Annotated in this window: 17 protein-coding genes and 1 pseudogene; 8 read left to right on the top strand and 10 right to left on the bottom strand. The window is 30.2% G+C overall.

All coding sequences use genetic code 11. The features are described from left to right. Positions 1 to 132 precede the first annotated feature (132 nt). Entirely contained in the window at positions 133 to 630 is a 498-nt protein-coding gene (locus Q0845_RS03320; protein WP_298509133.1) for a hypothetical protein, read from the bottom strand. A 382-nt stretch (positions 631 to 1012) separates the two neighbouring features. Then, positions 1013 to 1453 (bottom strand): JAB domain-containing protein, encoded by a 441-nt coding sequence (locus Q0845_RS03315; protein ID WP_298509130.1) that lies wholly within the window; start codon positions 1451 to 1453, stop codon positions 1013 to 1015. A 307-nt stretch (positions 1454 to 1760) separates the two neighbouring features. Between Q0845_RS03315 and Q0845_RS03310 the strand changes: the two are divergent. The 3 genes and pseudogenes from Q0845_RS03310 to Q0845_RS03300 all read left to right on the top strand — a co-directional run. Then, positions 1761 to 1925, top strand: a pseudogene (locus tag Q0845_RS03310) (single-stranded DNA-binding protein); the annotation flags it as partial. Then, entirely contained in the window at positions 1885 to 2193 is a 309-nt protein-coding gene (locus Q0845_RS27885; protein WP_367180640.1) for a helix-turn-helix domain-containing protein, read from the top strand. The pseudogene Q0845_RS03310 and the gene Q0845_RS27885, both read left to right, overlap by 41 nt. An 11-nt stretch (positions 2194 to 2204) precedes the next feature. Further along, the gene (locus tag Q0845_RS03300; RefSeq protein ID WP_298509127.1) at positions 2205 to 2537 is read left to right on the top strand and encodes a single-stranded DNA-binding protein; all 333 of its coding nucleotides are present in this window, start codon (positions 2205 to 2207) and stop codon (positions 2535 to 2537) included. Between the two features lie 64 nt (positions 2538 to 2601). Here Q0845_RS03300 and Q0845_RS03295 read toward each other — a convergent pair whose 3' ends face one another. The 3 genes from Q0845_RS03295 to Q0845_RS03285 are packed head-to-tail and all read right to left on the bottom strand — an operon-like array spanning position 2602 to position 7676. Then, complete coding sequence (locus Q0845_RS03295) at positions 2602 to 5151, bottom strand: DEAD/DEAH box helicase family protein (protein ID WP_298509125.1); 2550 nt, start codon at positions 5149 to 5151, stop codon at positions 2602 to 2604. Between the two features lie 60 nt (positions 5152 to 5211). Beyond that, positions 5212 to 6651 carry a hypothetical protein gene (locus Q0845_RS03290; RefSeq protein WP_298509122.1) on the bottom strand — a complete coding sequence of 480 codons (1440 nt, stop codon included), beginning with the start codon at positions 6649 to 6651 and terminating at the stop codon, positions 5212 to 5214. Beyond that, the gene (locus Q0845_RS03285) at positions 6648 to 7676 is read right to left on the bottom strand and encodes a hypothetical protein (protein ID WP_298509120.1); all 1029 of its coding nucleotides are present in this window, start codon (positions 7674 to 7676) and stop codon (positions 6648 to 6650) included. The genes Q0845_RS03290 and Q0845_RS03285 overlap by 4 nt, the downstream gene beginning before the upstream one ends. Positions 7677 to 7909: 233 nt before the next feature. On the opposite strand from Q0845_RS03285, the gene Q0845_RS03280 reads away from it, so the two are divergent. Then, positions 7910 to 9790, top strand: a complete 1881-nt coding sequence (locus Q0845_RS03280) for an NACHT domain-containing NTPase (protein WP_298509117.1) — start codon at positions 7910 to 7912, stop codon at positions 9788 to 9790. Positions 9791 to 9887: 97 nt separating this feature from the next. Here the strand turns inward: Q0845_RS03280 and Q0845_RS03275 are convergent, their stop codons facing one another. From Q0845_RS03275 to Q0845_RS03265, 3 genes are all read right to left on the bottom strand, one after another. Next, positions 9888 to 10400 (bottom strand): hypothetical protein, encoded by a 513-nt coding sequence (locus Q0845_RS03275; protein WP_298509114.1) that lies wholly within the window; start codon positions 10398 to 10400, stop codon positions 9888 to 9890. Further along, positions 10390 to 10596, bottom strand: a complete 207-nt coding sequence (locus Q0845_RS03270) for a hypothetical protein (RefSeq protein ID WP_298509112.1) — start codon at positions 10594 to 10596, stop codon at positions 10390 to 10392. The genes Q0845_RS03275 and Q0845_RS03270 overlap by 11 nt, the downstream gene beginning before the upstream one ends. A gap of 296 nt (positions 10597 to 10892) precedes the next feature. Next, positions 10893 to 11855, bottom strand: coding sequence for a tyrosine-type recombinase/integrase (locus Q0845_RS03265; protein ID WP_298509109.1), 963 nt, complete (start codon positions 11853 to 11855; stop codon positions 10893 to 10895). Positions 11856 to 12258: 403 nt separating this feature from the next. On the opposite strand from Q0845_RS03265, the gene Q0845_RS03260 reads away from it, so the two are divergent. From Q0845_RS03260 to Q0845_RS03245, 4 genes are read left to right on the top strand one after another with little or no spacing between them, the layout of a single operon-like run. Continuing rightward, positions 12259 to 13428, top strand: a complete 1170-nt coding sequence (locus Q0845_RS03260) for a type IV secretory system conjugative DNA transfer family protein (RefSeq protein WP_298509106.1) — start codon at positions 12259 to 12261, stop codon at positions 13426 to 13428. A 20-nt stretch (positions 13429 to 13448) separates the two neighbouring features. Continuing rightward, positions 13449 to 13919 carry a RadC family protein gene (locus Q0845_RS03255; protein ID WP_298509103.1) on the top strand — a complete coding sequence of 157 codons (471 nt, stop codon included), beginning with the start codon at positions 13449 to 13451 and terminating at the stop codon, positions 13917 to 13919. Positions 13920 to 13952: 33 nt separating this feature from the next. Then, a complete protein-coding gene (locus Q0845_RS03250; RefSeq protein WP_298509099.1) occupies positions 13953 to 14738 on the top strand; it encodes a DNA adenine methylase in 786 nt (261 codons plus the stop codon). A 33-nt stretch (positions 14739 to 14771) separates the two neighbouring features. Next, positions 14772 to 15242: a hypothetical protein gene (locus tag Q0845_RS03245; protein WP_298509097.1), complete on the top strand. Its 471-nt coding sequence runs from the start codon at positions 14772 to 14774 to the stop codon at positions 15240 to 15242. 84 nt (positions 15243 to 15326) lie between these two features. Here the strand turns inward: Q0845_RS03245 and Q0845_RS03240 are convergent, their stop codons facing one another. Further along, entirely contained in the window at positions 15327 to 15941 is a 615-nt protein-coding gene (locus Q0845_RS03240; RefSeq protein WP_298509094.1) for a hypothetical protein, read from the bottom strand. Next, the gene (locus Q0845_RS03235) at positions 15922 to 20541 is read right to left on the bottom strand and encodes a DUF6443 domain-containing protein (protein WP_298509092.1); all 4620 of its coding nucleotides are present in this window, start codon (positions 20539 to 20541) and stop codon (positions 15922 to 15924) included. Before Q0845_RS03235 ends, Q0845_RS03240 begins: the two co-directional genes overlap by 20 nt. Positions 20542 to 20544 lie beyond the last annotated feature (3 nt).

Below are 20544 nucleotides of genomic sequence, written 5' to 3'. Positions count from 1 at the left end.
TCTAAAGTGTGCCTTAATGAGAATGCTTACATTGAGAAAACATATATGTTGGTGCTGTCCCGTCTGATACTTGCTAATGGTGCAAGCCTTGATAGTATATTTAAGCACTCGATTCGAGTGCTTTATTTTTTTTTACATATCATCAAATAGTTCTGAACCCGTCGAAATCTTAGTCGATAAGTAGTCAGAATTATATAAATGCTCTTTTTTAATCGAACCGTCTTCATTTAGCCAATTTGGTCTTCCCCAAAAACAATTCTTTTGATTTGTGCCTACTTGATGCTTTACAATAGTATTTGAAGTCTTTAAAGTTTGAGTTCCCGAAGACAGCTTAGATGCTAATTCTGCATCTGTTAATCCTGTATTCTCTAAACTGTTTATCATATTACCAGCTTCTCTAAAATGTAAAAATCTATTGTTCTCCTTTAATAAGAACACGAATTTCTTTGAATAACTCCATTTAGAATTATATTCAGTTTTAGATATATTTTTAACAGGTGCTACTTCTGATTTTACACTATTAGAATCTAAAGATTTTAAAGTTTCGTCTATAGTTTTAATATCAGCTAAAAGTCGCTCTTTCTTTTCGATAAGGGCGTCAATTATTATTTTGTTAGAATTTGTTGACATGACTTTTTTTCTTTATATTTGTTATACAATAAGGCGATTAAGCTTTTGCTTAATAAGTCTTTTTCGATAAAATTGGATACTCTCTGTTTGGTGATGGAAGTGTCCTTTTTTTATTTATACAAATATAGAACTAAAAATCGAATTACACAAAGATAAATCGAGGCATATTAGAGGTAAACACATAAGCTACTTGTACAAACATGATATAACCTCTTGCGGTGTCTAGGTTGTCTTTAAAAAAACAGAAATACAACTTATCGTTAAAATTCATTATTTAATCGTTGTAATGCATTATTGTGTAGTACTTATCTTAATAAGCCCGCCTTGCTGTTAGTTACTAAAATAGATGCTTAAGAAAATAAGAGGTAGTTTTATATTACTACTAAAAATCCCCATCTTTAGGAAAGCTTTTACTATCCCCGAAGCTGAAATATTCTTTTTCTTCACATATAATGATGTGATCGAGTAGTAATATATTGAGAGTCTTTGCGCCTTGTAGAATTTTATAGGTGAGTTTCTGCGCGCTTCTGCTTGGTTTAATCTTGCCTACTGGCTTATTGTGACAAATTACGATCTTAGTACACTTTTTTGATACTGCGAAGCTTAGAACATCTACAGGTTCTATTTTATCAAGGCTTATTTTTCCGAAAGATATGAGTTCGATGTATTCAATATCATTTTCCGCACTCAAACCGATCGCCCAAAAATAATCTTTCTTTGGGTGCAACCTGTTTTGGCGTAAAAGTATCTTGCGCATGATTCGCGCTATGTCTTCTCCGTTTGCGATATTTATATTCTCGTCTTTTGGTAAGCGTATGTTCATGGTATTGGTCTTTGATTCAAAGATAACAATATAATGAAATATCTTACGAGTTGGTTAATGTTTACTTATTTCTATAGTTGCAGTAGAAAACGCACGTTTTTTCAAGGTTCTTCACTCTCCAAAACTAACTTTGTCAACCGCAAATATGAATTTCAAATTTTAGTTAATATTCGGTTCTTGTCCCATTTGGTATATAGATGCCGTTGTAACCGAATAAAATTTGCGTGTCGTTTCATATTTGCACTGTTGAATCACAATAACGATTCCGTCACAAAACAAAATAATAATTTAAAACATCATCATAGTTATGAACACGCTTAGAAACAGAGTACAGTTAATCGGAAATTTAGGAAACGATCCAGAAATTATCAATTTGGAAGATGGTAAAAAAATTGCAAAGTTTTCTATCGCAACCAACGAAACATATAAAAATGCAGAAGGCGATAAAATTGAAAATACGTATTGGCACAACTGCGTTGACCATTTGTACCCTCGAATTAACTGCCAAAGCGCCGCCTAAAAAAGGCTATCCAATTGCTCCAGTTACTTACGGCGACTACTTCAAGCAAGCGCGAATGGATTATGGATACACACAAGTAGAACTTGCGATGGAACTAGAAGTATATAAGTCTACGATAGACAAATGGGAGCGAAACGCAACAATACCGAATTATATAAACAAACAAAAAATAAAAACATTCTTTGGATTTGATCCAGTAACAGAAACAATAACAATTTAAAACATAACATTATGAACACATTAAGAAACAAAGTACAGTTAATCGGAAATTTAGGAAATGACCCAGAAATTATCAATTTAGAAGATGGTAAAAAGATTGCAAAATTTTCTATTGCAACAAACGAAACATACAAAAATGCACAGGGAGATAAGATTGAAAACACCTACTGGCATTCGTTGATTGCCTGGAACAAAACAGCAGAAATTGTAGAGAAGTATTTATTGAAAGGAAAAGAAATTGCTATTGAAGGAAAACTAACAAACCGATCTTATGAAACTGAAGATGGAGAAACTAAATATGTGACTGAGGTATTGGTGAATGAGATTTTGATGTTGGGGAGATAGATAATTACACTTTGCTATTATAAAGGAGAGCAAATATTGATTGTATTTGCTCTCCTAATTCATACTAGTTTTTATGCAAAACCTTTTGATAATATTCTTCAAACAAGTGTTTATTAGATAATTTATGTTGCTCTAGCAGTATTGATACATTAGTATGATCAATGCTTTCTAAATTTGAATTAATAAATTCTTTAAAAAACTTTTCAATATTTTTTTTCAAAAACTTTAATTTTGATTTTCTCATAACAACTGTTTCTGGATCAAGAGATGCATCATTAGAAACCATTCTAGTGTTGATTATCATCACTGATAAACATTCAGATTCTTCATATTTTCTTCTAAACCATACTTGTGAGTTGTTCATTTGCCCAGTCTCTTTTTTGTATATTTCTGCACGATTTTCTTTTACATCATTTTTGCATTCAAAAAGAATGTATTTACCATGTTCTATACACCATAAATTATCAGGTCCTTCTTTCCAATATTTTTCTGGGCGTTCACTATTAAACCCTAGAATCTTACCAAGTTGCTCTAATGCATGTTCAAATGTATCAGCTTTAACACCGAAAGAAATATCATTTAAAATAGTATTAAGACTAATTGATAATTCTTCATAATTTTCATATTTTTTAATCCATTCAATTATTTTTTGCACCCTATTTTCATGTATTTCTAACCTCTTGAAATCCATTCCTTGGCTCGGTTTATACAAGTACTTATTATTCTTATGAGCTTGTATTTGAAATTTATTCGATTTAGAGACACTAATATTGTATTTGAATCTAGCCATTTGTTGTAAATACCACCCTCTTTCAGTTCTATTAGAAGGGTCAATATAGTTGTCTAGTATGAACTGGATTTCTTTTACAGCTTCTTCGTATTCACCTTGACTATATTTTTCTTCAGCTCTCCTCTCTTTCTCTAGAATATCTAAAATGTTATCAACTTTTATTCGAGGTTTTATTTCATTCATTTCACTTTTGTAGTATTCTTTCCATCCATCATTTCGTTCTAAACATTGATCTATTACTTTTTGTAAAACTTTTAATGAATCGGCAGAATCAGCATCTTCAACTGCAAATTTAGTAACTTGAGTTCCAATATCAATTTGCTTTTTTGTTTCTTCAGAGAAAAACCGTTTATATCTTGGATCTGAAATAACACGAATAATATCATTACCAGTTAAAATAATTACACAATAATCTTTTTCACCTCTTACACCGCGACCTAATCCTTGTTCAATCTTTTGAGCAATTTTGATATCTATTAGATCACTATCCATTCGCACATCTTCTTGGTATCTCTCATATAGATTTTCTGCATAAGGTTTTGAATCAATAATTAAAACTCTGCAACTATTATCAGGCAGGTCAATTCCATCATATCTATTTGCAATAACTAAAGTATTTTCATAATTTCCATTTTTAAGTTTACCTATTTCGTCAAAAATATTATGTGTATTTATTTTTATAGAACCCAATTCTTCCCAATAATTGCTCTTTTTAAATCCAGATGTCAATACAACAATCCCATATTTTCTTTTTTCATCAGAAGGAGCAAAAAAATTAACAATACCAAATCTACTTAGATCACTATCTATTTTATATGGTGAAAGAATCATTTTTTCACCAGACCAAAGTTTATCATTATAGACTAATGGATTTTCAATAGTTTCTTTAGCTAGACTTAATCCTTTTATAAAAAAAGAATCATTATTAGTAGTGGCTGACATAAAAACTCGATGCTTTGCATTAAAAAAACTACCATATTTTTCTATTGGATTATGATAAGGTTTAATTTCTAAACTTGATCCTGTAAAAGTACAATAGCAATTTTCTATCTGATCTTTAATTAGTCGCCACGGAAAGAAGTAATAATACATATTACTACCATTTTGATCTAGATCATTTTTGTGACTTACTAAAATCTCTGTAACGTCTGTATATCTTTCATTCCAAACCCAATAGGGAACACTGATAACGTTTTCACTACTTCCCTCTTTAACTTCTTGTAATTTCGCATAACCTTGATCTTCTAAATTAGCTTCAAATAATGCAAAAATTTTATCATATACAGGAGTTTCAGATTTTATTTTTATTGTGAAGCTATCTTCAATACTATCAATACAGGAGTGAGAATCATCTAAAACTATAGTTCCAACGGGTATAGCTTTTCCTTTAAATCCAAATTTAGTTAATCCATTAAATACTTTTTGAGTATGTGTTATTAATATTTTTTTAGCATTAATGAAGTCATCAGGAATATTTCCATCGGGTTCAATTACACAATATTCAACACCAAATTGTTTTGCTTGAGCACATGTTTGTTTTACAAGATATATATTGGGACAGATATATAATGAAGGTTCATTAACCTCATTTAATTTTGATTGAAGTATTAATAATCCAATTATAGTTTTTCCTTGACCAGTATGTAATTTGATTACGCAATCCCCTAAACTTTTGTATGTATCATTCCATTTATTTAATACTTCAAGTTGAGAGGGTCTCAGAGGACCTTTATCACTGGCGCGATCAAGAGTATCATAAATTTTTACTGGATGTAATTCTTTAGGTTTTTTAGACTTTTTTATTCGTTTTTGAAAATTGATCATGTAATTTATAGTATTAAAAAATTTAATAGTTATTGTAAATAAAAGAGCATCTTTATCTTATTATATATAGTTAGATAATTGTGAGACAGCTATATAAAAAACTATCATGGTTACTATCCATAAGATTATAAATACAACTATTCTAATGTCAGTATATTTAAGTTCATCATTAAATTCACTATCATTATTTAAGATTTTTGAAATATCTGTTTTGGTTAATAAATCAGTATTCTTTGTTTTTAACAACTCATATCTTTTTTCAATTCTATTTCTTTTAGAAAAAACTAACCAAATAGAATATATAAGGTATATAAAGGAGATTGCGAGTAAAGATAGAAACATGACAGTGGCATCTTTCGTGAAAATATTTTGAAAATCATTTTTATTTAACATACGTAATATAAATACTGACATAAAAAATGAAATATATAAAAAGTTGCTTTTTTGATAATTGGATGAGAGTTCATTGAGAGACTCTCTTGTCTCTAACAAAATTTTATTAATATCATCACTTAGCTTAGTTCTGATTTCAATATATTTAGATATATTATCTTTTAAATAAATTTTATAACCAGAAAGTATAGACTCATAGACATTATCATCAATTTCAAGAGAATTATCTCTTTTATAAAGAGAAATAATATTTCTTGCTAATCCTATTTTATCTGAAATATTACTATTGGTTGAGTATATCCAATTATTGATCTTTGTATACAAAGAATATGTTTCATCTAAGGTGCCAATTTTCACACTCCCTTTTAGATGCTTAAATCCATGTAACTGAAAAACTAATTCATCATTATCTATGTATGTAACATCAAATAGACTGGTTATAGAAAATAGATTGCTTAGATTTATCAGTTTTGAAGTTAAGGGAGGAAAATCTTTAGTGTTTTTTTGAATACTTATAAAATCATTCCCTCTATATGGGTAATCTTTATTATTATCAAAATGAAAATATTCCCAATTATTCGACAATTTTTGACGTTTAAATATGGAGTCATTAACTCTAACTCTCTCTGAAATAATAGTTATGTCAGACCTTTCTAAAAAAATAAAATTGACAAATAAATTTTTCTTTATAATTGGGTTAATTACTTTTAAAAAAGATATTGATGATAAATTATTTAACCAGCTTTCAAAATGTTTTAGGCTATAGATATTGTAATTACCATTATTATTTTCTTTTTGTATAATTAATTTAAAAGCTAATTTATCATCTTCAATTGGGTACACATCTTTATAATGAAATTTGAAGTCATCAGAGATTTCATTATGAGTTTCAAACAAAGGATCTTCATCATTTAAGAAAATCATTAACACCCATCGATCATTTTTTGGAATAAGATAATTTAGAAGACATTTTTCATTTTCTTCTAAAATGGGTTTATTAGATTTTAAAATTCCTTTTATAATAAATTTTTCAAACCTCTCTACTATTTCAATATTTTCTGCTTGATCTGAAAAAAAATCATTTATTATATTGACAATATTTTTCAATCTGCTCTTCTTTTGAATTGTTCATAAACGGATTCTTCCTCAGTAAAAACCTGAATAAACATTTGACCACTATCTGTTTTACCAGAATGTATAATTCCTTTAAAGTTTTTAATATGGTTTTTCAAGTGTAAATCAATATTCTCTGCTATTTTGACTTTTCTAGAAGCTCTTTTCTTTATATCTTTTTTAGAAATTGAAAAAGAGCTATCAAAATCAAATTGTTTAGGTAAAGCTCTTATTTTATTTACAATTGAATCTTTTGGGAATTCAATATCAACTGGGTAGTAATCATCTAAGAGTGTTGATATGAAATCTTCTATCTCGAAATTAGATTTTGATCTAAAAAAGCCAATAAAACTGTTTCTCAGAATCCAATAATCAGATGGATATTTTTTTTTGATATTATTAAAAACTCTAATATCTATCTTGTTCATTGATTGTTGAGTATTATAGCTGCTATTGTGCTTTTCTCTTAACTCAAGAAAATCATCATACCAATATTTAGAATGATTAACATCTAATATATCGACTTCCTCAAATATGCTATTATCATTATTAATATGAATTAATGCGGCTTTAAATATTTTCTTGTCCCAAGGTAAGCCACTTCTTAATGACAAAGAGTTTTCATCTAAGTATTGATTATGATCTGCTTTACAAATTATCACCTTTTTTTCACCATCAATCTCTATCAGGGTTTGAAATAAACTACCCTTAAGAATCTTTACTTTCATTTTTCTACTATCCATCCATTCTTGTGCTTTGGTTTCTTTTTCAAGTAATCTACTAGCACTCAATTCGACAGAGTCATTTCTCTCTTTATTGTTAATAACATTTTCAATAACCTGTCTAACTTCAGTTTTATCACTTTTGAAAGTATATATCTTTTTATTTTCACTTTCATTTATTTGTTTGAATAGTTTATTGGTATAATCTATAAGTGTACTACTTAAAGTTATACTGATTGATCTTACAGAGCTATTTGAATTGTCAACATGATGTAATGAAGAAAATAAAATATTCATAATCTTACTTTTGGATTTATATTTTTTTGAAACTCTAATTTTTATCCTTTTCTAAAATAAGTTGGAATAAGAGAGGTGAAAAGATGAGTAGTAATCTCTTTTTATTTTTGATCACTTACTTATATTTTTCATAAATATAAGAATATACTTTCTTATAATCAATGTGGTTTCCCGTAATTGTAAAGAAGTAATTTTATTATATTTAGGGGTAATAACTTTCAATATTTCAATTTATGTTAAAAGAATACTTTATAACCAAAGCCTTAGACGAAATTTATAAGAAAGTGGCGAAAGCATTTTCAGAAGAAAATATTAAAGTTAAGTTTACAAGAAAAAGTCTTTTAAAATCATTAAATATACATGTGGAAGAGACTACAAAGTGGTCAAGAGAAATCAATATTAATACAATTGAATCATCAAAAAAAATTGAAAACTCTTATGTACATTTAAATTACTATTTGACTCCTAGAAGGGAACAAATGGAAGGACATTCTGAATCTCCATTAAAAATATTATTCAAAGATCACTTAAATGAAACAGATAAGAATATTATAATATTGGGGCAACCAGGAGCAGGAAAAACGACATCAATTAAGTATATCGCTTTTAAGTTAATGACTGATGAAAAGTTTTGTCCACATAAATTTAGCATTCCAATAGTTATTAGATTTAGAGAACTTAAATTATATGGAGATAATTTTCTCAAAAAAACGGAGGGTATCTATGAAAAATTATACAAAATACTAGGTTTTAATGGAGCTGAAAATTTTAACGAAAGGAATAATTATATACTTGAAAATAAAATAGCTGAAGCGTTAGATACTCTAGAAGCCTTACTTATACTTGATGGTTTTGATGAGTACCCATACTCTGATAAGGATAAAATTGTAAATGAGATCGAAAGTTTATCTAGAAAATTAAAAAATACTAGATTTATTCTCACTTCAAGAACTGTAGAGTTTCCCTATACGGTTACTAATTCTAAAAAATTTGAAATTTCAGAACTTGATGATGAGCAAATAAAAGAGTTTACACATTCTTGGTTAAGAGATGAAGATGAAAGTAAGATATTTCTAAGTCAACTATTTCTGTCAACATATTTAGATACAGCACGTAGACCATTGACATTAAGTCATTTACTTATAATTTTTGATAAATCGCTACCTAAACACATTCCAGATACTCCTAATTTAATATACAGTAAAGTGGTTGACTTACTTATACTTGAGTGGGACACCGAAAGAAATATTGAGAGGAAATCAAAATATAGTAAATTTTTACCCTCTAGGAAAAAATCATTTTTGTGTAAACTTTCGTTTTATTTAACAAGGAAATACTATTCTTCTTCCTTTTCATCTACAACAATTCGCTCAACATATCTAGATTTATGTCTCAGGTTTAATTTGCCAAGGGAAGAAGGAGACATAGTAATACAAGAATTAGAAAGTCATAATGGCTTGTTTATTAAATCAGGAAGGGATAAATATGAGTTTGCACATAAATCAATTCAAGAATATTTTACCGCAGAGTATCTAAAAGGAGTACCAGTTATTACTAATGATCATATTTCTCTTAAAAAGATACCTAATGAACTAGCTATACTTGTAGCTCTTTCAACAGAGGCTAATGATTATTTTGAATTGATTTTGAATATTGCAAAGAAAGAGAACTTTGATGCAGATTTTTTAGAAAGTTTTTTAAACAGGATTAGATTAGAAAACCCAGACTTTTCAATTGATCCAAACTTAGGGTTTAATTTCATATCTATTTTTAATAATTTAATTAATCAGAAAAGAAAAACAAAGCAAGAGGAAAATATATTTGTAGATAATTGTATAGAATCATTAGAGAAATTAATTTCAAGTAACAAAATAATTCCTGAATCTATCTATAATTTAGAGAAGTATTATAAGTTGTCAAAAATAGACATTAAAAAAGTTTTTGGATTCAACTATTTAAAGAATATTAATGAGTTGGATCTGGATCAAATGATAGTAACTCTTGTGCCTGATAAAATAAATGTACCAGAGAATCCATATCACTTAAACATATTGTGTAAATTAAAATATCTAAGAGATTGGAAATATATAAGTCCAATTTATAGAGATATATAATCTTATAAATTATGAAAGTCTATTTGATTTTTTACTGGTTTATAGATGAAAGCTTTTATAATTTCCTTTAGGAAATTATCTACCTCAAAAAATAAAATTATACCCAGCTATCTCTTTGAATTTGTTTACGCTGTTCTTGCTCTAGTATTTCTTTAATTCTTCTTTGGTCTGGGTTTGCATTTTCTGCGTTGTAATTTTGTAAAAAAGTTTCTTTTGTAGTCCGCAATTCTTGCGGTTTGTTTTGGTCATTTTTTTCGGTCTGAAACGCAATTTTTTCAACGTTATCCACTACAATGGAGTAGTAGACTCTTTTTGATTTTTTACGCTCTGTAGGGTTGTTCAGTGAATTGCCGATATAGTCAGTAACGGTAATGAGTTGTTTTTGAAGGAGTTCTTCAATAGCGCTTGTAACGCTACGATTGGATAGTCCAACTTTTTCAAACTGAGAATGTGCAATCCAATCACGCCCTTTGATACGTCCACTTGGATCACGCCAACCAATCGTATTACGAACTATTTTTAAATACACACGAATAGCAGAACCACTTAACTGACTCATTTGCAAATCGAAAAACACATTCGGAACTGCGGTAGTATTGTTAAGCTTCATGATCGGTAAATTCAATCACTGGTAAGGTTTCATTATGATTTGGGAAAATCATAAACTCCGTATGAGGCTGATGATACATTTGTAAAAACCAACCACCGTTTTTGGTGATTTTTACTGTTCCTACCTTGTGATAAATAGCTTTTTCTGCGCTATTAGGAATTACCTTTTTAACGACTACATTATAAAATTTTGACATTTTAAATTAAATTTTAACGTACTCTCAACCTTAGGGAATAAACCCATACAGTACTTTTCTATTCAAAACGGCTGTCGCATAAACGGTATTTTACGACGTTAAATCTTTATTTTTTAAAGGGCTATGTGCCCTTGTGTGGAGAGTCAACTAATACCGAGTACATAACAGATGTAACTTAAATACAAAGTATTAATCTTTGTAAAAACATTTATCAAGCAAGTATTGTATTCATAGTTGAAAGTACTGAGCCTAATTATAAACTAAGTTCAAGTAAAAAACAATCGTGAAGATTGTTTTTATGAAAACTGAAATTTCAGTTGATTATCAGATTCAAAATAAGTTGATATTTCCGATGTGTTTTTAAACGTATTGAGGTATTTCCTAGCCACATCTTCATATCGTTTTTGTGAGAGTTGCATGTATTGAAAACTAGATTCAGGTTTTACATGGCGAAGCAATGCGCTAACATCTCTTACGCTTCCACCTTGATCGAGTATGTAGTTTGCTTTTCCATGTCTAAAACTATGTGGTGTGATTGTTTTATCAAGCATTGCCATGTCTGACAGTTCAGTAATCCAACGTTGAATGCTTCTAGGGGTAAAAGATTTTTTAGTTTTTGGATTGATCAGTAAATTTTGATGATCGGTTTCCATACACAAGCGAATTCCTAAATATCGGTTGATAAGTTCATTGGTATCTGCTCCCCAAATTACTAAGTTATAGCGCATACTTTTTCTTGTCCGAACTTTAGCCGTTCGAAGTCCATCGCTTCCCTGTTTGTTAATGTCCGAAATTTTAATATCCAATAATTCGCTCAATCTCATTCCTGTATCCCATAGTAAATGCAATACAAGCTTCTTTTGTAAATCAGGTAAATTATTTAATTCTAATAAACTATTCATATCTTCTAAGTCTTCACGAGTTACAATATCTTTATCGGCACTCACAAATCGTATTGGAATAATTTCTTTAGGATTGAAAGCTGTAAATCCTCTACCATGCCAAAACCAGAAAAAGTTTTTTAATACTCTTGCGGAATAAGCAATGGTGTTTAAGCTGTAATGATTTTCTAAACTGCGATGAAAAGCAATAATGTCATCTCCATTGACTTCGGAGAGTTTTGTTTTTGGTTGTATAAATTCTGCAAATTGCTCTAGTCTAATTTTATAACAGGTATAAGCTGCACTTGTGTGAGTTTGTTTCCACTCAAGATAAGAATAGATAGCATTTTGAATCTCTATTGATTTTTGAATCTTCATATATAAAAGACCCGCCAAAAGCAATCTAGCGGGTCTTTTATATAACCTAAACCGATTATGATTTAGAGAATATAAATAAACACGCGCTGTTGCTTTAGTTCAAACTAAAAAAGTTTAAACGACCCTTTCGGGCAACGAGGTTTCTTTGTATTTAAGTTACGGTTAATAGTGTATTTCATAAATGATTTTTTTGCAAGGACTGTATGCTCCCCCTACAGAATTTCGCTGAGGACTTTGCTGCATTCTAAATATGGTATAATAGGTATAAGTTAGCACGCAAAAAAGCCCTTCAAGCATTTCTAAAAATTACCATAGCATTTAAAAAAAGCAAGTAGTTCCTTTTTTTGTCCATGAAAATTGACAAACACAATTCAATATATTACTCATTCTTCTTTTCAAATTCATGTCTTTTTTCAATGAACTGAACAGTGTCAGCTATTTCGCAAGAACTAATTTTAGAAGTGATGGAAAGTTATTTGGCATCAGACAAGCTGATAGAATGTTACATTTTTACTGCTTTGGAAAAAGTGGGAGTGGAAAAACGACATTACTAAAAACACTTATGGTACAAGATGCAGAAGCACATCGTGGTTTTGCATTCTTAGATTTACATGGCGATGCGTCCACAGAAATTGTAGCCAGTATTCAAGATCGTTTTCCAGATAGAAAGCTCATCTATTTTGATGTGACTGATCCTGAAATTCTGTTTGGATATAATCCGCTAAGGAAAGTAAGTGCTACAAAACGTTCACTTGTTGCCTCTAATATTTTGGAAATATTCCAACGCAATTGGAAATCCGCTTGGGGAATGAAAATGGAACATATTCTAAGAATGATTTTACTTTCTCTACTCGAACAGCCAAAAGCAAATCTATCAGATATTTTAAGAATCATACACGATACGTCATATCGTAATTCATGTCTTAAACATATAACATCAGAGGAGATTCTCCTGTTTTGGGAAAAAGAATTTCCGAAATACAAACCAAACGATCTGCTTCCAATCATGAATAAGATTGGTGCATTACTATCGCATCGAATCATCAAAAAAGTTCTTGTTGAAAATGATGAACAGATTTCGCTCAGAAAAATCATAGATACAAATCAAATTTTGATTATCAATCTGGCTAAAGGACACGTTGGAAGCGATGTTGCCAATATTCTTGGCGGATTACTTCTGACTTCCCTAGCATCTGCTTGCTTCTCTAGAATTGATATTCCAGAGCATCAACGAGTTCCCTATTTTCTGTATATCGATGAGTTTCAAATTCTATCGAGTACCGAACTTATTGCAGAAATGCTCGCACAAATCCGAAAATTCAAAATAGGACTTATTCTTGCCAATCAATTTCTCCATCAACTCAATATTGAAGTACGTAATAGTGTGCTTGGAAATGTTGGAACAATAGTTTGCTTTAGACTAGGAATTACTGATGCCAATTTAATGGCAAAAGAATTTTATCCTGTCTTTAGTACTACCGATTTCACTTCCCTTGCTAACTATTCTATTTACCTGCGATTAATGATTGACGGTAAACCATCAGTTCCCTTTAGTGCAGACACCATTTTGTAATCCACAAAACAATTCCATATATGAAACCAAACAGTTTACCATCTACGGTAGTACTTAGTAGTGCTATCGTAGGAGTTGTCTATAAACGGCAAGCGTTTAACAATATGTTTACCATCAAGAAATCAAAAGATGCTAGTGATTATTTACGCTCCGTTATTGATACAAATATACTTGATCTTCAAGAACACTTTTGGGCGATCTATTTAACCAATGCGAATCGTGTACTTGCTTTTGCAGAAATTGCAAAAGGAGGTGTTACCTCGGTAACTGTAGATAAAAAGAATATCTTTCAATTAGCCCTTTTAGTAAATGCAACAGCAATAATTGTTGCACACAATCATCCGTCGGGAACACTTAAAGTTTCAAGTGCAGACAAAGCAATTACGAAAAAGCTCTGTTCTGCTGGCGAAATCATGGATATCAAAGTCTTAGATCATATCATTATCACATCAGAAGATTATGTGTCACTCGCTGACGAGAACTTGATGTAGTCTCTTATTATTCGCCCTTCCCTATCAACCTTTATGAAAACCCCAATATCATATTACGGTGGCAAAATCACGTTGCTGTCTAAAATACTTCCTTTAATACCCGAACATACTATTTATACCGAAAGTTTTTTCGGTGGTGGAGCCGTTTTCTTTGCGAAAGAGCCTGCTCAATCAGAAATCATTAATGATACCAATAATATGGTCATCAACTTCTTCGAAGTGTGTAAATCTGATTTTGATAATCTCAAAGCAAAAGTAGAAGCTACACTCTTCTCACGTGCAACTTATACCGTAGCACATACGATCTATCGAATGCCACACTTGTTTAAAAAATTACAACAAGCATGGGCATTCTATATCGCTACGAATATGGGATTCGCGTGCAAGATCGGAAGTTGGGGATTTGATAAGTATGGGAAGCGATTGAAAACAGTACGGAACAAGAAACTTCGATTTGATGAAACTATTTCCAAACGCTTGGAGCATACACAAATTGAAAATAACGATGCGTGTAAAGTGATTGAAACCTATGATACCGATGATGCATTCCATTATGTTGATCCACCGTATTACAACGCTGACATGGGACATTATGATGGATATAGTAAAGCTGATTTTATCAAACTTCTTGACACACTTTCTGCCATCAAAGGAAAATTTCTTTTGAGTTCATACCCTTCTGAAATACTTGAAGAATATAGTAAGAAGTATGGTTGGCATACGATGATGGTTGATAAACCACTTGTTGCAAGTAATGGCGCACATGAGAAAAAGCGGAAACGCAAGATTGAAGTCTTGACGGCTAATTATCCTATTTAAAAAATAAACATAAACCTTTAAAAATTAATGATTATGAGTAATCACAACATTATCGACACGCTAATACAGAATATTAGCGATGATCAAAAACTGCTAGAAACAGCAGATGAAAAAATTGAACAAGCCAAAGAAGAAAAACGAACAATTACCAATCGTATCAAAGAGTATCAGAAAGATGCTACTGCTATGATGAAATATGCAAGTGATGAGCAAATTCAAAAACTTGAAGCACTTGATTTAGATTTGTCAGAATCCAAACAAGGATTGAATTCAGTAGCTACAACAGCTTTTGATATTATGCTTAATAGCAAGAAAAAGAGCATGACTAACGAGGAACTTTACAAAGCGTATATTGATACATTGGATGATAAAGAGAAAGCAGTTAGTTATACAGCATTCAATATCAAATGTCGTCCGTTATTTAACAATCAGCGATTGTTACGTAAAGAAGGAAGTGATCCGAAATCGTCACGTACCAGTATTATTATGAAAAATAAGAGTTGAAAATAATTGAATAAGTAATAAAAATATGTTACTTCATAAAATGAAAAAGGTGGGATAATCCCACCTTTTATTAATAAATAATATTTACTCTAAGTGTACGTTTTTTATTTGATACTCAATATTTTCATCGTTTACCTTCATTGTTGAGAAGATTGTTAAATATTTGAGCATGCTATTAATCTTTCCTGTACATGATGTTTCTTCAAAACTTTTTCCTAGATAATAATCACCAGAAGTAGCTTTATCTAATAATTCAAAAAAGAAAACTTTTTTCTGTTTATCATATTCATAACGAAACATTTTTTCCATTTCATCACTATAGATTATGAATTGAAAATCATTCCCATATATTTCTATAATAGTTAATTCTTCTCCTTTCAGTCTTTTTAATAGAGGCTCAGAAGATTTAAGATAATCTATAAGATTTTTTCTTTTTGATAAATAATAGTTTATATGATCTTGAAGATTAGTTATCTCTACGCCTTCAATTTTAGTTGATAACGATATATCTCCATCTTTATAATTAAGTGTTGCATCATCTAAATTACATTGATTTAATACAAAATCTGATGTAGATTTATCCCATTCTTTTAGATTTATTCCTTCCAAAACGTCTTTAACATTATCTTTTTTTACGCATTGTAAAAAAAAGAAGCATGTTAGTACTACGATTATTTTTTTAATTCGATCTTTTTCCATCTAATATTAATTGTTGTTGTGGTAATGGTTTTTTTGTTGTATGTTCTAATTTTTTCCATCTAAAATAATAGCCATTCGTGGCTTTTATCAACACTCCGTCAGAATAAATATCATCAAAAATATCATCTATTCTATGTTGAGGAAAGATACTTTTAGAGTATTCTGCATAATTCTTTTTTCTTACTAGGTTATAATAATGTCCTCCTACTTTTCTTCCCCCCCAATCTACTTTTTTTAGTTCCATTCCATATACAAGAGTACCGTCAAAATGTGTTCTCACTTTCATCCCTAATTCTAGTCTAACTTTATTCTCCATTTCGACCGCATAAAACTCAGAAGACCCAAAGTTTATGCTACTTAAAAAACGCTTTCCACTAGGGGATTTTTTTCCAACACTCCCTGAAGGATTAGGATCTAAAAAATGTCCAATCTCGTGCGCTAAATCTGTAGATGAACTTCTTTTCAATTTTTTTCCATAATGCCCGTCTTTTGCATCAAATCCTTTTTTATACCCGTTAGCATCATATGCCAAAACATTATACTCGCCTTCGGCAACTCCACCGAGTCCACCTTCCCCACCAGTTCTATCAAGTTGATTAATTTGCTTTTCAGTAAATGACTCTGTATTTACGATGACTAATAATTTATCACTCTTGATAGCATCCATTACTAATTTATTACCTGTTTTAGAAGTTGCTGCCAATTTGGCAAGCTGAAATAATACCTTATTTCTATACTCTTCACTTCCTTGAATTGATATTCGCTTTCCATCAGGGTCATACGCTACTATTGGCGTATTGGCTACATAAGTATATGGGCTAGTATTAAAATAATTTTCAGCTAAAGGGTCAATATTTACCCATCTTGCCAAACTTGGATCATAGTTTCTTGCTCCATAATCAATCAAGTTAAGTTCTAATTCACTCTGTACTTCCTTGTTGTTATATGCATAATTATGATTTCTACCAATTATTGTACCATTATACCCTTTATGTTTTAATCCAAAGGGATAATAATGATTTTCTTGCTTAATTTCAGATATAGGATCAATATATCCATCTCCATTCATGTCTTGATATGAAAGTCGAATATTTTCTAAATGATCTTTATATTGATAAGTAAAATCAAATCCTGTTATTGTCTCAACAATTGGCGTTGTTCCCTGTACCCCATTACCTAAAGGTTCTCCTCCAGAAAGCTCATAAATAGGCTCCACATATCCTTCAGAAGTGTTAAAAAAAGTAAGTTTTTCAGAACTTAATCCACTTCCTTTATTATAAATATATTTACCTATGTAGTAGGTGCTTTGGATACTTGATAAACTATAATCATTTATACGTTTTTCTAACTTTACACCAGTAGCATCGTAAATATAAGTAATAGTATTATTATTATCAAACGTTATTTGTTCTGGTAAGTCTAAATGATTATAAGTGATAAGATTAATTCCTTTATTTTTATCCTTAATAATATTTCCATTTTCGTCATACATATAATCATTGTTCACATTTTCAGGGTCTAAACTTGTATGAATGTTCCCATCTTTAAATCCAAATTCTATAGCATTAGTATCTGTAACATTAAGTAATTGATTACCATGATAATCATATGAAAGGTTGTCCATTATTCCAAAATCTGTTTCTTGTTCATTAAGAGGACCAGTCCTTCTTAATGAAATAATATTTCCATTTTTATCATAATTCAGTTGATCAAGATTATAGTTTCCTGTATTATCAAAAGCGCTCTTAATTCTATTTAGTGCATCATATTCATATATATAGTTTTTCATAGAATTATCTTGCCCTTTAGTTTTCCAAGAAGCACCACTTATATTTCCATTAAATAGCTTTTTCGAGGGGTCAGTAATATTATTATAAGTTAAATTAAAGCTAAACAAATCATCGCTTTGCTCATTGGTATTGATTCCTTTTAACCATCCTCGGATATTGTAGGTGAAGTCTACTTCTTGAAGTCCATTATCTAAATCTATTAAAACTACATTTTTTATTTTTGTCCCTAAATAATATAGAGCTACATCTCCTAATAATGGTTGTCCATTATCAATAGTAGCTGAGACAAAAAATGTCTCACCGTTTTTTATATAGTGAATTTGAGTTCCTCTTCGCTCAACTTTAAGCTCATCACCAACTGTATAACTTGTAATATTAGAATGATAATTACCGTTATCAAATAATCGAATTTCTCCTGATGGAGTAGCATAGATGGCATATTTGATACTTTGATAGCTATTATTTCCTGCTACATCTGATAATCCTGCGATAATGGTTCTATTTACTTGTTGTGGAGTAAAACTAAAAAAACCATCACCTGAAATTGTCTCAGCAGTATTAAGTCCACCATTCCAATCATTTTCAGAGATTTTTTCTAAAACATTTCCATTAACACTAATATTACTTACATTAACATAACTATTACGACTAGGTAATGATCCTCCTACTTGTTTTTTAATTAATTGACCTAATTCATCGTAGTTGTTCTTTGCAATTAATTCCTTATTAAAGCCGTTAATTTGCTTAGTTTGATACAAAAGACGGGACATGTTATCATAAATAAATTGATCTTCCGTTACAATAGGGATATTTTTCCCTTTTATATGTGTAGCCTTATTATTTATAGGTTTTCCCGTAAAATCTAGTAAAGTACTCATAGCATCTTGCGTATCTAAATATTCATTTTTTGATGTGCTGTGAATTTCTCTTCCTTTATTATCATAATATAAAAAAGAAGTAGTCCACTTATCTGTTGTTAATATTTTAAGAATATTTCCAGTTAGTAACCCTTTTGGGTTTCCAAATGCTTGACCTTGTGATGAATAGCCAATATGTACATCACTTATCTTCATACCTTCTTGAAATAATGAACCATCTCCGATGAGAACACCTTGATAGGAAACTTCTATAGCATGGAATACTTCATCATTCTTTTTAAATAATATTTGATTTCCTGAACGTTCTACTTTAAAAGTATCTCCTGATACAAAGGTAATAGCTGGTGAAGATACATACACTCCTTCATTATAAATATATACTCGATTATCTGTACCATATCCTGTATAGATAGCATAATCAATCGTGTTATAGTGATTATCTTCTGCTGAATCAATTGCTGAGAGACCAATCATACTACGTTGATTAGTTGCTGAAACGGTAAATTGAATATAACCATCCCCTTCTATCTTACCATCTGTAACAAACCCTGCATTATTCCAGCCATTAGAAGCAGTTTTAGAAATAACATTATCTTCTAATTCAATTCCCTCAAAAGTAAGGCTATAATTTGCTTCAAGTGAATTTTGTGGATTCCATAAGTAATCATCAAAATAGTTCACACTTAATAATTCAACTGAATTGTCGTTTGGAAAATTATTGTTTGAATAATAAACATTTAATCCATCGATAGATATTGGATTTGTTGTACGACTTTCGTAAACTAAAGAATTTGCATTAAATAATTCTTGTAATGTCTCTCTGTTAGAAGAAGAGGTAATTTTCCCTGAATAGATAATTCTTCCAAATACATCATATTTAGTGAAAATCCATTTATTTTCTAGCCTTAAGTTAGCATCTTGCGTTAAGACTGGACGGTCTAATAAATCATAAACTATTAACTCTTCTCCCTTGGCAGGAAGCTTTTTCGATATAATTCTGTTTCTGTAATCATAATTATATTGATAGCAAAGTTTATTAAGTTCATCTGTAGAGACTCCGTCGCTTGTATTTACTAGAGGAGGAATTATATATGTTAAATTCGCAAAATCATCATATATATAATATGTGTCGTGTTGCCCTCCTTGATTATAAGAACGAGATAAAAGAACTTGTCCTGCCTTATTTTTAAATTCTTCGGTTGTATTGTCTTTATCTAAAAAAGCACCTTGGTTAGACTGCCAATTTTCATCTTTAGTTATGGTTTTGTATAAAGTTCCTTCTGCATAATACCCAGCAATAGTTATCATTGTCATTTCTGTATTATTAGAAGGGTGAAAAACTTTGAATAACTTTACATTATCTTTATTTGGGTCATTTACATCTAAAGTATTTGTTCTATAATTTATTTTTACTGTATGATCATCTCCACTATTACTAATTTTCCAATCTTCTCCAGGGAAAGATTGTTTTAAAACTCTATTTAAAGGAGATTTTTCAAAACCTATTTCACTATATGCATTGGTGTTTTGAAGATCACTGAAATCATTACTATATTTATCATAATAATAACTAGAAAGTAGATTGTTATCTAGTAAATCACTATTTTCTCTATAATCTAATGACGATGTATTTAAAGTTTGATTTACATCGACATAAGGTAAATATTGCTTTGTTTTTCTACTAAATTCATCATAGGTAAAAGGAACTATTATATCTTGCCCTTGACCACCTGCTTTTTTACCAACTTCTTGAATCGGTCTTCCTAGCCCATCATAATAAGTAATGGTTTCGACAGCATCAAATGAGTTTGTTATTGTTCCATCTTGTGTCTTTTTTTTATAAGTTGTGATTTTTATATAATTCTCTGAATCGGTCTGTCCAGCAAGAAATATAGGTAGTGCTAATAGCACTAATAATATGTAATTTTTCATAGT

Origin of the sequence: uncultured Kordia sp., from assembly GCF_947489565.1 — a bacterium.
Classification (GTDB): domain Bacteria; phylum Bacteroidota; class Bacteroidia; order Flavobacteriales; family Flavobacteriaceae; genus Kordia.
The sequence above is the reverse complement of the archived record's forward strand: the minus strand, read 5'-3'. Positions and strand labels throughout refer to the sequence as shown.